This is a genomic window from Actinomadura sp. J1-007 (genome assembly GCF_009793335.1).
Lineage (GTDB): Bacteria > Actinomycetota > Actinomycetes > Streptosporangiales > Streptosporangiaceae > Spirillospora > Spirillospora yumaensis.
Genome location: NZ_WING01000003.1, coordinates 616,750 through 631,459 on the forward strand (window position 1 = coordinate 616,750; position 14,710 = coordinate 631,459).

At 75.2% G+C, this 14,710-nt stretch carries 14 protein-coding genes and 1 pseudogene; 11 read left to right on the top strand and 4 right to left on the bottom strand.

From position 1 onward, the window contains the following. Positions 1-6 precede the first annotated feature (6 nt). From GEV43_RS44255 to GEV43_RS44275, 6 genes are all read left to right on the top strand, one after another. The gene (locus GEV43_RS44255; RefSeq protein WP_160826596.1) at positions 7-912 is read left to right on the top strand and encodes an NAD(P)-dependent oxidoreductase; all 906 of its coding nucleotides are present in this window, start codon (positions 7-9) and stop codon (positions 910-912) included. 109 nt (positions 913-1,021) lie between these two features. Next, positions 1,022-1,888: a hypothetical protein gene (locus GEV43_RS44260; protein ID WP_160826597.1), complete on the top strand. Its 867-nt coding sequence runs from the start codon at positions 1,022-1,024 to the stop codon at positions 1,886-1,888. Next, complete coding sequence (locus tag GEV43_RS44265) at positions 1,885-2,964, top strand: hypothetical protein (protein WP_241684511.1); 1,080 nt, start codon at positions 1,885-1,887, stop codon at positions 2,962-2,964. The genes GEV43_RS44260 and GEV43_RS44265 overlap by 4 nt, the downstream gene beginning before the upstream one ends. A gap of 147 nt (positions 2,965-3,111) precedes the next feature. Beyond that, the gene (locus GEV43_RS44270) at positions 3,112-4,383 is read left to right on the top strand and encodes a hypothetical protein (RefSeq protein ID WP_241684512.1); all 1,272 of its coding nucleotides are present in this window, start codon (positions 3,112-3,114) and stop codon (positions 4,381-4,383) included. Next, the gene (locus GEV43_RS52865) at positions 4,347-4,583 is read left to right on the top strand and encodes a hypothetical protein (RefSeq protein ID WP_241684513.1); all 237 of its coding nucleotides are present in this window, start codon (positions 4,347-4,349) and stop codon (positions 4,581-4,583) included. Before GEV43_RS44270 ends, GEV43_RS52865 begins: the two co-directional genes overlap by 37 nt. A 112-nt stretch (positions 4,584-4,695) precedes the next feature. Continuing rightward, positions 4,696-5,976, top strand: a complete 1,281-nt coding sequence (locus tag GEV43_RS44275) for an AAA domain-containing protein (RefSeq protein WP_160826598.1) — start codon at positions 4,696-4,698, stop codon at positions 5,974-5,976. Positions 5,977-6,044: 68 nt separating this feature from the next. Here GEV43_RS44275 and GEV43_RS44280 read toward each other — a convergent pair. Then, positions 6,045-6,793, bottom strand: a pseudogene (locus tag GEV43_RS44280) (ABC transporter ATP-binding protein); the annotation flags it as partial. Positions 6,794-7,121: 328 nt separating this feature from the next. Between GEV43_RS44280 and GEV43_RS44285 the strand changes: the two are divergent. Both GEV43_RS44285 and GEV43_RS44290 read left to right on the top strand, forming a co-directional pair. Further along, entirely contained in the window at positions 7,122-7,637 is a 516-nt protein-coding gene (locus GEV43_RS44285; RefSeq protein ID WP_160826599.1) for a hypothetical protein, read from the top strand. A 157-nt stretch (positions 7,638-7,794) separates the two neighbouring features. Then, positions 7,795-8,490: a hypothetical protein gene (locus GEV43_RS44290; RefSeq protein WP_160826600.1), complete on the top strand. Its 696-nt coding sequence runs from the start codon at positions 7,795-7,797 to the stop codon at positions 8,488-8,490. Positions 8,491-8,698: 208 nt separating this feature from the next. Here GEV43_RS44290 and GEV43_RS44295 read toward each other — a convergent pair whose 3' ends face one another. Both GEV43_RS44295 and GEV43_RS44300 read right to left on the bottom strand, forming a co-directional pair. Then, the gene (locus GEV43_RS44295) at positions 8,699-10,372 is read right to left on the bottom strand and encodes a proline-rich domain-containing protein (protein WP_241684514.1); all 1,674 of its coding nucleotides are present in this window, start codon (positions 10,370-10,372) and stop codon (positions 8,699-8,701) included. A gap of 119 nt (positions 10,373-10,491) precedes the next feature. After that, positions 10,492-11,004 carry a MarR family transcriptional regulator gene (locus tag GEV43_RS44300; RefSeq protein WP_309240312.1) on the bottom strand — a complete coding sequence of 171 codons (513 nt, stop codon included), beginning with the start codon at positions 11,002-11,004 and terminating at the stop codon, positions 10,492-10,494. A 101-nt stretch (positions 11,005-11,105) separates the two neighbouring features. Here GEV43_RS44300 and GEV43_RS44305 point away from each other — a divergent pair, with 101 nt between their 5' ends. From GEV43_RS44305 to GEV43_RS48875, 3 genes are read left to right on the top strand one after another with little or no spacing between them, the layout of a single operon-like run. After that, the gene (locus GEV43_RS44305; protein WP_160826601.1) at positions 11,106-12,026 is read left to right on the top strand and encodes an ABC transporter ATP-binding protein; all 921 of its coding nucleotides are present in this window, start codon (positions 11,106-11,108) and stop codon (positions 12,024-12,026) included. Further along, entirely contained in the window at positions 12,023-12,664 is a 642-nt protein-coding gene (locus GEV43_RS48870; RefSeq protein ID WP_206681705.1) for a hypothetical protein, read from the top strand. The genes GEV43_RS44305 and GEV43_RS48870 overlap by 4 nt, the downstream gene beginning before the upstream one ends. Continuing rightward, a complete protein-coding gene (locus tag GEV43_RS48875) occupies positions 12,661-13,611 on the top strand; it encodes an ABC transporter permease (RefSeq protein WP_206681706.1) in 951 nt (316 codons plus the stop codon). The genes GEV43_RS48870 and GEV43_RS48875 overlap by 4 nt, the downstream gene beginning before the upstream one ends. Before the next feature lie 23 nt (positions 13,612-13,634). On the opposite strand, the gene pip is transcribed toward GEV43_RS48875, so the two are convergent. Continuing rightward, positions 13,635-14,642 carry a prolyl aminopeptidase gene (pip, locus tag GEV43_RS44315; protein WP_160826602.1) on the bottom strand — a complete coding sequence of 336 codons (1,008 nt, stop codon included), beginning with the start codon at positions 14,640-14,642 and terminating at the stop codon, positions 13,635-13,637. Positions 14,643-14,710: the final 68 nt, after the last annotated feature.

Consider the following 14,710-nt stretch of genomic DNA (forward strand, 5'->3'; position numbering starts at 1 on the left):
TCTGTAATGACCAGTCAAGAAAGTACACGGACAAGGAGCACCGCCATGACCAAGGTCGCGATCCTCGGTACGGGGATCATGGGCGCCGCGATGGCCCGCAACGTCCTCAAGGACGGCCTCGCCCTCACGGTCTGGAACCGCACCCGCTCGCGCGCGGAGCCGTTGGCCGCGGACGGCGCGACGGTGGCGGGCTCCCCGGCCGAGGCCGTGGAGGGCGCCGACGTCATCGTCACCATGCTGAACGACGGAGACACGGTGCTGTCGGCGATGACGGAGGCCGCCGCCGGGCTGCGCCCGGGGCAGGTGTGGGCGCAGATGAGCACGGTCGGGGTGGCGTCGCTGCGGCTGCTCGCCGACTTCGCGTCCGAGCAGGGCCTGACGTTCGTGGACGCGCCCGTTCAAGGCACCAGGCAGCCCGCCGAACAGGGAACGCTCGTCGTCCTCGCCGCCGGGCCCTCGGCGGCGCGGGCCGCGGTGGAGCCGGTGTTCGGCTCGGTCGGCGGCAAGACGATGTGGCTCGGCGAGGACGGCGCGCAGGGGAACGGCACGCGACTCAAGCTCGCGGCCGTCGGCTTCGGCATCTCGATGACGTCGATCCTCGCGGAGTCGCTGGCGCTGGCCAAGGGCCTCGGCATCGACCCGGCGCTGTTCGGCGAGGTCGTCGGCGGCGGGCCGATGGCCAGCCCGTACCTCCAGGCGAAGCTGAAGGCGATCCTCGGCGAGGACTTCGAGACCAGCTTCGCGGTCCGCAACGCCGAGAAGGACACCCGCCTGATCCACGAGGCCGCCGAGTCCGGGAACGTCCGCGTCGACATGAACGACGCGGCGGGCGAACGGTTCCGGCGCGCCCTCGCCCAGGGCCACGGCGACGAGGACATGGCGGCGACCTACTACGCCAGTTTCCCCGGCTGACCGTCCCCCGCCCGTCGCCCGGTCCCGCGGAGCGGGCGCGCTTCCGGGCGCAGGCGGGGGCGGCTGGAAAAGACTGGAAATGTCTGGAAGCTGCGCTACGCTCCTGCGCATGTCCCAGCCCCCCGGCCCGCCGGCGACGCCCGACGCGCTCGAAGCGCGCATCGGCGAGCTGCGCGCGGCCGTCCGCCGGGCGATGGCGGCGGGCGAACGGGACGCCGCGCGGGACCTCCGCGCGCAGTTGCGCGACGCCGAACGCTCCTGGGACGACGCCGTTCTGGGGAGCCCGCCCCGCTCCCCGGCGCGGCCCGCGGGTCCGCCCGCCGACAGGCCCGCGGCGGCGCGGCGCGGCATGCTCCCCGTGCGCGAGCGCGTCCACCAGGCGCTCACGCTGCTCGGCGTTCCCGCCGCGCCGAAACTCATCGGCTCGGTGTACGCGGCGTTCCTCCCGGGCGAGATCCCCGGGGCGCGGCTGACGAGCCTGCGCCGCGACGAGGAGCGTTCGTTCCGTACCGCCCCGTACGCGCGTCCCTACTACATGTGCGCGGTGCTGACGGCCGACCTGCTCGCGCCCGCGCGCGGGCTGCTCGCCATCAGCACCTGGCCGCTGGAGCTGCGGGTCGCCGGTCCGCTGAGCGCCCGCGCCGACTTCCTGACCGCCGCCGTCCGCCTCGCCGAGCACGCCGTGCGGGGCGGGCGCCCGGTGGCGCCCGACGCGCAGCGGCTGCTGTGGCGGTTCGCGTCCAACATTCCGGGTGCGACGGGCGATACGGTCGGTACAGTCGATCCGGCCGTTCTGATCGAGGCCGCGCGGGCGGAGCTGGACGTGCACCGGGACGCCGACCGCGAGCTGCGCGAACGGGCCGCCCGCCGCGCCCGCGCCCAGCTCGACGACGCCGAGCGGCTGTTCGGCAGCCCGTTGCGCGCCCTGCGCCGGGCCGCGAACGGCAGCGCCACCCACGGAGAAGACGAGCGATGACCGAGACCGCGCCGGACCTGGACCGGCTGCGCGGCGGCACTCCCCCGCGCAACCACGACGCCCGAACGATCGCGGCGCTGACCGCCAATCCGGGCTGCGCCCGGCGGGGCGTGATGGACGCCGCGGGCGTGGACAAGGACGCGGTGGCGCGGTACCTCGGGTTCGGGGCGCCGTTCGGGCAGTCGCAGTTCGCGATCACGCGCGGGAACGCGTTCGAGGCGCAGGTGAAGGCCGACGGGTGCGCCGAGCTGCTGACGCTGCTGCGCGACCGCCTCGGCCTAGCGGTGCCGGAGGTCGCCTACGACGACCTGGAGGTGGTCGCGGGCAACGAGGGCCGCGAGGTGCGGCACGCCCGCACCCGGCGGCTGCTCGGCCGCGCGCTGGACTCGGGCGAGGGCACGCTGTTCGACCATCCGCTGCTGCGGCTGGAGATCGCCGGGCAGCCCGCCTACCTGGAGCCGGACGTGATCGCGTTCCAGCTCGAAGGGCGCCTGCACATCATCGAGATCAAGTCGTTCGCGGTGGTGGACGGCCAGGCCGAGCCGGAGCAGGTCGCGGCGGCGGCCCGGCAGGCCGCGGTGTACGTGCTGGCGCTGCGCCGCCTGGTGGGCGAGCTCGGCCACGACCCGGCGCGCGTGTCGCACGACATCTTCCTCGTCTGCCCGGAGAACTTCTCCAACCGGCCGACCGCGACGCCGCTGGACGTCCGGCCGCAGCTCGCGGTGCTCGAACGGCAGCTCGCCCGCCTCACCCGCGTCGACCGGATCCTCGCCGCGCTCCCCGGCGACCTGACGTTCGAGGAGGGCGACGGCCTGGCCGAGTCGGTCCGCACCGTGGAGGCCCGGTACGCGCCCGACTGCATGGCGACCTGCGAGATGGCGCTGTTCTGCCGCGACGAGGCGCGCGCGTGCGGGGCGACGGGCGCGCTCGGCCGTTCCGTCCGGGACGACCTCGGCGGGGTCGACTCGGTCCAGACGGCGCTCGCGCTGGCGGACGGTTCGCTCGCCCGTCGGACGACCTCGCCGAGACGGCCGCCCAGCTCCGTACCGCCGCCCGGCTCCGCGCCGAGGCCCTGAGCGGCGCCGAGGCCCTGGGCGGCGCCGCGTGACGCTGCCGGCACGTCCCGCCCGTCCCTCCCGTTCCGTTCGCCTCCCCGCCGTCGCGCCGCCGGGCGTCCGTACGGCCTCGGTCCTGCCGACGGCGCGCGCCGGGCGGTCCCGCGCATGAGCGCGCTCACGTCCCTGGCGCAGCTCCAGGCGTCGGCCGCCGGAGTCGCGCAGCCTCTCGCCACCGTCCGGCACTGCCACCTGTCGGACGCGCCGCTCGTGCTCGTCCCGCTGAAGCTCGCCGGGGAGGCGGCGGCGCCGCTCGCGGTCATGCTGGGCAGCGGGCCGGACGACCCGTCGCTGCTGATCGTCGCGCAGCCGCGCAACCGCGACCTGCGGTTCGCGTTCGCGGCCGAGCTGGCCAAGCTCGTCCTCAACCACATCGAGACGAGCCGCGGCGCCGTCGAGGAGCTGCCGCCCGGCAAGGACGGCGAGGAGCGGATCCGCTACTCCGACGCGCCGCAGTTCCTCGTGCCCAACCGCGGCGGGGTCGGCTTCCTGCGGATGCTGGGGCGGTCCACGCGGTTCCGCAGCACCGAGGGCCCGTACGCGGTGGAGCCGGCCGTCCCCGTGCTCGGCCGGTGGCTGACCTGGCTGGCCGACCGGCACGACCGGCCCGGGTCGTCGCTGCTGATGGCGATGACCGAGGCGCTGCGGCTGCACTGGGCGACCGGGCAGAGCGCGCTGGAGGACGGCAACCTCGCCGCGCTCGTCGGCTGGATCGACCCGCCGGACGGGCTCGACGGCCCCGCCGCCGCGGCGCGCGCCGAGGACCCGGTCACGACGCCGCCCGCCGGTCCTGTCACCGACCCGACGTTCGACAACGAGGTCCTCGCCCCGCCATCGCCGCCTACCACGAGTCGGGCGGGGAGCCGCGCGCGGAGGAACGGCTCCGTACCGTCCTCGCCGGGCAGCTCACCCCCACCTGGGACACGATGTGGCACGCGATCGGCGTCCTGCGGGCGCTGCCCGAGGGCGCGAGCGTGGCGCGCCGCTGGGAACGGGACCGCGACGCGTTCACCTACTACCACCAGACGTTCGGCGAGGCGTACCCGCAGGCGCGCGTCGACTCGCCCGTCCGCGCCGCCAAGCGCCTGCACGACCTCGAACGCGCGCAGGACGCCTACGACGCGCAGCGGGCGTTCGACGATCCCCTGGTCATGGCCGAGCACCGCCTGTCGGGCCAGGCCTTCGGCGGGGTCGTCAGCGAATGCGACCCGGCCCGGCTGGACGAGACCGGCAAGCGCCCGCGGCTCCGCCCGCACCTGCGGGTGCGGACCGACGACCCGGTCAGGCTGGAACCGGGCGCCACCGTGTGCAACGCGGCGCGTCCCGCGCTCAAAGGGAAGGTCGTGGAGATCGGTGACGGTTCCGTGCTGGTGGAGCTGACGGGCGGGATGGGGCGCAAACTGTCACCGGAGCCCGGTAGCGTCCCCGGGGTCGGCGACGGCGTCTGCTTCACGTCGCTGACGGACGGTTCGTTCGGCGCGGCGCGGTTCCCCGACCGGGAGGACACGCCGTGGACGCACGGCGGGCCGCCCGAGGAGTACGTGCCGACCGACGAGGACGCCGAAGAGGACTGGTCATGACCGAACGCCCGACCGGCACCGGGACCGCGACGCTGTTCGCCGTCCCGTCCGCGCCCGTCCCCTCCCCGCGGGCCCGGCGGACGGCCTCGACCCGGCCGCCGCGGCGGGCCGCGTGGTCGACGCGGTGCTGGCCGACCTCGCGGGCGCCCACCGCGGCGTGGTCGTCGACTCCCCGCCCGGCGCCGGCAAGTCCACGCTGGTGGTGCGGGCCGCCGCGCACCTGGCCGCCGCGGGCGAGCGGCTGATGATCGTCGCGCAGACCAACGAGCAGGTCGACGACCTCATCGAACGGCTCGCGGGCAAGCACCCCGACGTGTCGCTCGGTCGGCTGTCGGCCTCCGGCTACACCCCGTCCGAGCGCGTCCTCGCCCGGCCGCAGGTGCGCGTCGCGACCAAGGCCGACGACCTCGCCGAACGCGCCGTGGTGATCGCGACGGCGGCCAAGTGGGCCACGCTGTCCGAGGGCTCGTGGCCGTGGGCGATCGTCGACGAGGCGTACCAGATGCGTTCCGACATGCTGCTGCGCATCGCGGGACGGTTCGAGCGGGCGCTGTTCGTGGGCGACCCGGGCCAGCTCGACCCGTTCTCCACCGTCGAGGTCGAACGCTGGGCGGGCCTCACCTGGGACCCGATGCGCAGCGCCGTGTCCGTCCTGCTCGCCCACAACCCCGACCTGCCGGTGCACCGGCTGCCGGTGTCGTGGCGGCTGCCCGCGTCCGCCGCGCCGGTGGTGTCCGACGCGTTCTACCCGTTCACCGGCTTCCGGTCGGGCACGGGGCCGGGCGAGCGGCGGCTGGAGTACGCGGCGCGCGGCATGGGCACGAGCTTCGACCACGCGCTCGACGAGGCCGCGGCGTCCGGCTGGGCGCTCTACGAGCTGCCCGCGCGGCACACGCTGCGCACCGACGCCGAGGCCGTCCGCGCGACGGCCGCGCTCGCCGTCCGGCTGCTCCAGCGCGGCCCGGTCGCGCACTCCGAGCACGGGTCGGGCCCGGTCGGCGCCGACCGCGTCGCGATCGGCGCCGCGCACCGCGACCAGGTCGCCGCGATCCGCGCCGCGCTCGGCTCCCACGGCGAGGGCATCACGGTCGACACCGCCAACCGCCTCCAGGGCCGCGAGTACGACGTGACGGTCGTCCTGCACCCGCTGTCGGGCCGCCGCGACGCCACGGCGTTCCACCTGGAGTCGGGACGGCTGTGCGTGCTGGCGTCGCGGCACCGGCACGCGTGCGTGGTGGTGGCGCGGGCGGGCATCCCCGAGCTGCTCGACGCCCACCCGTCCACCGAGCCGGTCCACCTGGGCGTCCCGGTCAAGTTCCCCGACGGCTGGGAGGCCAACCAGTCCGTCCTGGCCCACCTGGCCCGCCACCGGATCGAGGCCGCCCCGTTCTGACCGCGCCGTTCTGACCGCCCCGGGCCGGCGGCACGGGACCGCCGGCGGGGCGGTGGGTCAGTGGGCGGGGCGGCGGTGGCGGCCCAGCGGCCGTTGCGGCGGGTGATCGCGATCGGGTGGTCGAAGCAGGCGCTGACCAGGTCGGTCGTCACGACCTCGTCGGCGGGGCCCGCGGCGAGCACCCGGCCGTCGCGCAGCAGGAGCGCGTGGCTGGTGCTCGTGGGCAGCTCCTCCAGGTGGTGGGTGACGAGCACGGTGGTCAGCCCAGGACGGTTCTCGCGCAGCTCGTCGATCGCGGCGAGGAGGCGTTCGCGGGCGGCGACGTCCAGGCCGGTCGCGGGCTCGTCCAGCAGGAGCAGGCGCGGGTCGGCCATCAGGGCGCGCGCGATCAGCGCGCGGCCCCGCTCGCCCTGCGACAGGTTGGGCCAGCGCGCGTCGACGCGCGGGGTGAGGCCCATCAGCTCGATCAGCTCGCCGGCGCGGCGCAGGTCGTCCTGCGACGGCGTCCAGCGCGGTACGAGCTCGATCGTGCCGGTCACGCCCGTCAGCACGATCTCGCGTACGGTGCGGGCCGACTCCAGCGGGTGGCGGGGTTGACCTGGCCGATCAGCTTGCGCAGCGCGTGGACGTCCACCCGGCCGAGCCGGTGGCCGAGGATCTCCGCCGCGCCCCGGGTGGGGTGGGTGTACGCGCCGAGAATGCCCAGCAGCGTGCTCTTCCCCGCGCCGTTCGGGCCGAGCAGGGCCCAGTGCTCGCCGGTCAGCACCGTCACGGTGACCTGGTCGAGGAGGAGCCTGCCCTCCCGGACGAGGTCGATCTTGTCGGCGTTGAGGACGACGTCGGACTGGGGCGTGGGGCGGTGGGCAACGGAACCTCCCGTTCGTGGTGTCGGCGGGCGCGCGGGGACGCGGTCATGCGTCGGCACGGCAGGCGAAGACGTGGGGGGCGCGGGGCGGCCGGGATCGCCGGGGCACGTGCGCCGGGGGAAGGCACCACGCTATCCGACCGCGCGGGACGGGCGGTGCCCCGGGGTCGGCCGCCACCGCCGCCGCACGCGATGATCGTCCGGATCGCGGCGCCTGGTACGCCGGAGCCGCCCGGCCGGATACTGTGAGAAGCGGTGCCTCAGCGATCAGGAGGGGGACATGGAGGACATCGGCCTCATGTGCGCCCGCTGCGGCGGCGAAGTGCACGACGTCACGCACAACCGCGAGGGGTCGCTCGACGGCGTGGGCTACCGCCACAACCGGCGGGTCGAACCGTGGGACCACGAGCTCGAGCTCGCCGTCGGCACGGCGGCCCCGGCCGAGCAGGCGTGCGACTTCTGCGGTGCGGAGGAGCCGAGCTGGCTCTACTATCCGACCCTCGACCCCGAGGACACCGACATGTTCGAGGTGGAGCTCGACACCACCCACCTGTCGGACGACGACACCGCCGTCGCCGTGCTCAACATGCTCTACCCCTGGTACGGCTGCGACACGTGCTCGGTCCTGGTCGCCGACCGCAACATCGACGTGCTGATCGCCCGCGCGCTGGAGCGCACCCCCGTCCCCGACGACGGCCCGGTCGGCGAGGAGACGGTCCGCGCCCGCCTGACGGGCTCGCTGTCGGTCTTCTTCACGACCCGCCCCGGCCGCCCCCAGCCGTCCCGCGCCGTCTGACGGCGTTCGTCACGGGGTGTCACCGGGCGCGGCGGGCGGCCGGAACTGAACCCTCCTTCCAGGTCTGTCGGACGGCCTCATTAAGATCGGTCCCGTTTTGGGCGGTGGCCCCTGACCACCGCTGGACGGAAGCGACGACGGGGACGTGACGACGGGGATGCGAGTGATCATAGAGAGACGGTTCCACGGCCCGGACGGGTCGGGCAACGGCGGCTACGTGGCCGGGGTCCTGGCCGGGCACGTGGCGTCCGACACGGTGACGGTGACGCTGCGTCGACCGCCGCCGCTGGAGACCGGGCTGCGGGTGTCGGTGGAGGACGAGCGCGGGCACCGCGTCCGGCTGTGGGACGGCGAGGACCTGGTGGCCGAGGGGCTCGCCGGGGCGATCGTCGTCCCGCCGGTCCCGGCCGTGCCGTACGAGGAGGCGCTGGAGGCGGCCGAGAAGTTCCGCGCGCTGGAGAACCACCCGTTCCCGCGCTGCTTCGTGTGCGGCCCCGAACGGGAGCCCGGCGACGGGCTGCGGCTGGAGCCCGGCCCGGTGGCCGAGGGGACGGTCGCGGCGCCCTGGACGCCGCGCGAGGTTCCGGGCCGCGAGCTGGTGTGGGCCGCGATGGACTGCCCGGGCGGCTGGTCGTTCGGGCTGCCGGGGCGTCCCGCCGTGCTCGGCACGATGACCGCGCAGGTCGCCGACCTGCCCGAGCAGGGCGAACCGTGCGTGGTGATGGGCCTGGCCCGCAGCCGCGAGGGCCGCAAGCTCCACACGGCGACCGCCCTGTACGGCTCCGGCGGGCGCCTCCTCGGCCGCGCCGAGCAGATCTGGATCGAGGTCGATCCCGACACGTTCGGCAAGTAGCCGGCGTGTGCGCCGCCCGCGGCGTGCTCGCGGCGCCGTTGACCTGACGGGCCGCCGGGGCGTGGACGGTGGCGGCGCGGGCCGGGCCGGACGCCGGGCGACAGCCCCGCTCGGCGTCCGGCCCGGCAGGCGCGGATGAACGCGCAACGGGCGCTGAACGCGGCCGAGCCGTTCGCGGCCGCGTCGTCCAGCGCGGGGGCGCGGCGGTTCACGGGCCGGTGAAGAGGGGGTCCTCCCGGTCGGTGCCGTTGATCGGGCGGTGCTCGCCGGTCGGGCCGCCCGGCATCGGGTGGTCTCCCGACTGGGCCGAACCGTTCTGCGGCGGCATGGGCCCGGACGGGATGGGGCCGCCCTGGGCGTTCGGGATGCTCGGGATGGGGCCGCTCGTGCCGGGGCCGGGCGGAATCGGGGAGCCGGGACCCGGGACGTTCGGGATCGGGCCGCTGGTGTTGGGGCCGCCGGGGATCGGGGCGCTCAGCGGCGCGCCGTCGCTGAGCGAGCCGTTCGGGATCGGGCCGCTGGACAGCGAACCGCCGGGCAGGCCCGGCGCGGGGCCCTGCCCGCCGCCCGGCATCCGGCCGCCGGGCGGGATGTTGGACGACAGCGTGTTGTGCGTGAAGTGGTCTATCTGGCGGCGGGCGCGGTCGGCCTCGGCGCGGGCGGCGTCGCGCTCCTCGGCGAGGGCGGTGAGCGCGGCCTGCTGCTCGGCGACCGACTGGGAGAGCTGCCGGAGCTGGACCGACTGGTCGTTGACCTTGGCCGCCATCTCGTCGCGTTCGGCGACGGCGGCCTGCGCCTGGGCCTGCGCGGCGTCGCGCTCCTTGGTGGCCTCGTCGGCGCGGGCGTTGGCGCGGACCACCTCGGCCTCCGCCTCCGACTGGGCGCGCAGCGCGGTGGTGCGCTCGGCCTCGGCCTTGCTGGCGGCCTGCATGGCGCGCTGCCGCTGCGCCTCGGTGTCGCGCATGGCGTTGCGCAGGTCCTCGGCGCCCTGCTTGGCGACGGCGGCCTCGACGCGCTGCGCCTCGGCCGCGCCCTCGGCCTCGGCGAGCTTGGAGTGCAGGCCGACGAGCTCGGCGCGGGCGGTCTCCAGCGCGGCGAGCAGCTCGGTCTCGCGGGCGGCGATGCGGTCGCGCTCGCTCTCGGCGGCGAGCTTGGCGGTCACCGCCTGCTGCGCGATCTGGTGGGCCTCCTCCCACGCCTGCTGGGCGGCGTCGCGCTTGGCGGTGGCGAGCTTGGCCTCCTCGCGGGCGCGGGCGGCCTCGTCCTCGGCGGTCTCGGCGCGCTGGCGGGACGTGGCGGCCTCCTGCCACGCCTCCTCGGCCTTGCGCTGCGAGGCGTCGCGCTCGGTCTGCGCGCTGGCGAGCTCGCGGGCGGCCTCGGCGCGGACCTCCGAGACGCGCCGTTCGACGCCCGCGACGCTGAGCTCGGAGGTCAGCGAGTCGGCGAGGACGTCGGCGGCCTTCTCCAGCCGTTCGACCATCTCCCAGGTGGACGCGACCTGCCCGGTGAGGCCCGGCGCGTCCCGGCCGCGCTCGCGGCGGTCGCGCGCCTCGCGGGCGCAGGCGCCGTCGTTGTCCTGGCAGTAGCGGACGGCGCGGACGGTGCCCATCGGCTGCGGCACGGGGCGCCCGCAGTTGGCGCACGGCCAGACGGTGACGGGCTCGCCCATGCGGGCGACCGCGGTGCCCGGGTCGCCCTTGGCACCCGTCCCGCCGCCGGAGCCCGCGCCGGCCTCGCCGTGCCCGCCCGGCCCGTCCCCGGCCGGGCCCTCCCGCGTGGCCGAAGCGTCGTCCTGCGGCTCCATGCCCCCGGGAACCGCGGCTTCGGACGTCGCGGCGTGGTCCTCTGCGCCGCGATTGTCGCGCTCATCGCTCTTAGGCATGGAATGCACCTTACGGGCTTACCCCCGTGACCGCAGAGACTTGGGGGCTTCATGTGGGCCCCGCCACTCCCCCGCGACGGCCTCCGCGGGCCCTGCCCGCGGCGTTCCGCCGGACGCCGTCAGGAGCCGGAGTGGCCTTCCCGTAGGGCCTCCCGATGCTCGCGCCAGCGATCCAGCACCTCGACCATCTCCTTCTGCAGGAAGCTGAAGAACTCGGCCGACTCCGCGAGGCGCCGGCCCGCGGGCGTGTCGTGCCCGACGGCGGCGACGCCCATCGTCAGACTCTCCTCGAAGTTGTCCAGAAGGCGGTCGCGGCCGGCGATCACGTCCTGCCAGAGGTCATCGCGGACGTAGAACACGTCGCGCCGCGAGCCGGGCTCGCGCTCCCGCACCGCCATGTGGAGGCGGGTCAGGTGGCGGACGGCCCCGGAGACGGCCGCCGGGCTCACCCGGAGCATCTCGGCCAGCTCGGCCGCGGTGAGCGCACCGGAGTCGGTCGCCATGAGGGCGGCGACGACGCGCGCGGGCATCCGCTGCCACCCCGCGTCGGCCATCTGGGACGCGAAGCGCTCGATGAACCGCAGGACCTCCTCGCGCTGTTCCTCCGGCCACGCTGTGTTCGGCCCCGCCACTGCGCATCAACTCCCTGGTCAGATCGGCAGGCACAGTCTATATGCGCTTCATACGCTTCATAGAGTTCACGCAATTGTGAAACTAGTGTAGCTTGTGAACCATGACGACCGCTCTCACCGTGTCCGGCCTGGTCAAGACGTTCGGCCGGACACGCGCGCTCGACGCGCTCGACCTCACCGTCGCCGCCGGGGAGGTGCACGGCTTCCTCGGCCCGAACGGGGCGGGCAAGTCCACGACCATCCGGATCCTGCTCGGGCTGATGCGGGCCGACTCCGGCTCCGCCGAGCTGCTCGGCGGCGACCCGTGGCGCGACGCGACCTCCCTGCACCGGCGCATCGCCTACGTGCCGGGCGACGTGACGCTCTGGCCCAACCTGTCCGGCGGCGAGGTGATCGACCTGCTCGGCCGGCTGCGCGGCGGGCTCGACCGGACGCGCCGCGACGAGCTGCTCGACCGGTTCGAGCTGGACCCGAAGAAGAAGGGCCGCGCCTACTCCAAGGGCAACCGGCAGAAGGTCGCGCTCGTCGCCGCGCTCGCCTCCGACGCCGAGCTGCTCATCCTGGACGAGCCGACGTCGGGCCTCGACCCCCTGATGGAGGAGGTCTTCCAGGAGTGCGTGCGCGAGGAGCGCGACCGCGGGCGCACCGTCCTGCTGTCCAGCCACATCCTGAGCGAGGTCGAGGCCCTCTGCGACCGCGTCACGATCATCCGCAAGGGCCGCACGGTCGAGTCCGGCACGCTCACCGAGCTGCGCCACCTCACCCGCACCTCGATCCAGGCCGAGCTGGCCGCCCCGCCCGAGGGCATCGGGTCCCTGCCGGGCGTGCACGACGTCGCGGTCGAGGGCACGCGGGTCCGGCTGGAGGTCGACACCCCGCAGCTCGACGCGGTGCTGCGGCGGCTCACGCAGGTCGGGGTGCGCGGGCTCGTCAGCCAGCCGCCCACGCTGGAGGAGCTGTTCCTGCGCCACTACGAGAGCGACGGCGCGAGCGACGCCAGGATGGAGAAGGCGAACCGATGACCACCCTCGCCGGCACCCGGACGCTGCTGCGCCTCGGGCTGCGCCGCGACCGCGTCATGATCCCGGTGTGGATCCTGCTGCTGCTGTCCTCGGTCTACAGCACCCTCGCCGGATACGCGGGCCTCTACAAGACCGAGGCCGAACGGCAGAAGTTCGCCGACGGGGTCAACGACCAGGCCTCGACCCTCGCGTTCTACGGGCGGCTGCACGACACCTCCGTCGGCGGCCTGACCGCGTGGCGGATGGGCGCGCTCGGCGCCGCGTTCGTGGGCGTGTTCTGCGTGCTGCTGGTGATCCGGCACACCCGCGCCGAGGAGGAGGACGGGCGGCTGGAGCTGGTCGGGGCCGGGGTCGTCGGCCGCCGCGCGCCGCTCACCTCCGCGCTGCTGCTGACCATGGTCGCCAACGTCGCGCTCGCCCTGCTCGTCACGGCCGTGCTCGCCAAGGAGGGCGCCGCGGGCGCGGTCGCGACCGGCGTCGGCTGGATCGGCGCCGGGGCGTTCTTCGCCGCCGTCGCGGCCGTCGCCGCCCAGGTCTCCGAGAACGCCCGCGTCGCGCGCGGCATCGCCGTCTGCGTGATCGGGGTGTCGTACCTGATCCGCGCGATCGGCGACGCGTCGTCGGGGCCGGGTGGGTGACGTGGCTGTCGCCGGTCGGGTGGGTCGAGCAGATCCGGCCGTACGGCGGCGACCGCTACTGGGTGGCGCTGCTGCCGCTCGCGGCGGCGGCCCTCGTCGCCGGCTGCGCGTACGCGCTGATCGAGCGGCGCGACCTCGGCGCCGGACTCGTCCCCTCCCGGCCCGGTCCCGCGACCGCCGCGCCGGGCCTGCGCAGCCCGCTCGCGCTCGCGTGGCGGCTCCAGCGCGGGTCGATGGCGGCGTGGGCGGCCGGGTTCCTGGTGTACGGCCTGGTGATCGGCGGTCTCGCCAACGGCATCGGCGACCTGGTCGACGGGAATTCCGGCACCACCGACGTCATCACCAAGATGGGCGGGCAGAACGGCCTGGTCGACGCGTTCCTCGTGACGTGCATCGGGATCATGGCGATCCTCGCGTCGACGTACGGGGTGCAGGCGGCGCTGCGGCTGCGCGCGGAGGAGACGCAGCAGCGGGCCGAGCCGGTCCTCGTCGCGGCCGTCGGCCGGGTCCGCTGGGCGGCCGGGCACCTGCTCATCGCGCTCGCCGGGACCGCGGTCATGATGCTGGTGTCCGGCCTCGCCATCGGCGTCACGTACGGCGCGGCCGCGGGCGACGTGGGCGGCAAGACGGCCGAGGCGCTCGGCGCGGTGCTGGTGCAGGTGCCCGCCGCGTGGGTCGCCACGGGCATCGCGGTCGCGCTGTTCGGGCTGGCGCCCCGGCTGGCGCTCGGGGCGTGGGCGATGGTCGGGCTGTTCCTGCTGCTCGGCCAGCTCGGGCCGCTGCTCGACCTCGGGCAGGCCGTGATGGACCTGTCGCCGTTCACCCACGTGCCGAAGCTGCCGGGCGGCGACATGCGGGCGACGCCGCTGGTCGTCCTCACGGCGATCGTGGCGGCGCTGGTCGGCGCGGGCCTCTACGGCTTCCGCCGCCGCGACGTGACGGCCTGATCCACCCTGCGCCGGAGGGACTTTCAGGGGGTCCCTCCGGCGCTTCGCGTCGGAAGCGGGGCGTGCGGGCCGTGGTCAGGGCGGAAGCGGTCGGTGGCCTCGATGATGTGGTGCAGCGTGCCGGGTTCGGTGCTCGCGTGCCCGGCGTCCTCGACGATGTGGAACTCGGCCTCGGGCCAGGCGAGGTGCAGGGCCCACGCCTGCTCGACCGGGCACTTCATGTCGTACCGCCCGTGGACGATCACGGCGGGGAGGTGCCGGATCCGGTCGACGCCCGCGAGGAGGCCGTCGCCGAGGAACGAGTCGTGGCCGAGGTAGTGCTGCTGGATGCGCGCCATCGCGACCAGCAGGCGGTCGTCCAGCCCGGTCGGCGGCGGCGCGGGGACGAGCGTGTTGGCCGACAGCTCCCATCCCAGCCACGCCTTGGCCGCCGCCAGGTGCACGGCCGGGTCGGCGTCGAACAGCCGCCGCCCGTACGCGGCCACGAGGTCGTCGCGCTCGGCCTCGGGAATGTGGCCGCGGAACGGCGCCCACTCGTCCGGGAACAGCCGCGCGAGGCCCGTCGGGCCGAACGTCCACGCCTCGTCCTCCGGGCGGGCGAGGTAGACGCCGCGCAGGACGAACCCGGTGACGCGCTCGGGGTGCGCCTGGCCGTACGCGAGGCCGAGGGTGGTGCCCCAGCTCCCGCCGAACACGAGCCAGCGCTCGATGCCGAGGTGCTCGCGCAGCGCCTCCATGTCGGCGACCAGGTGCGGGGTGGTGTTGGCCTCCCACGCCACGTCGGGGCCGGAGGCGTGCGGCAGGCTCCTGCCGCAGTTGCGCTGGTCGAACAGGACGACGCGGTACGCGGCGGGGTCGAAGTAGCGGCGGAACCCCGGCAGCACCCCGCCCCCCGGGCCCCCGTGCACGAACACCACCGGTGCGCCGTCGGGATCGCCGCACGTCTCCCAGTAGATCTCGTTGCCGTCGCCGACGGCGAGCATGCCGTGGTCGTACGGCTCGACAGGCGGGTACAGCTCCTTGAAACCCATGCACATCAGTACTACCCGACGTCCCGCCCCCTTTGATCATTTTCGGGATGCGGGACGGGACGGACCGG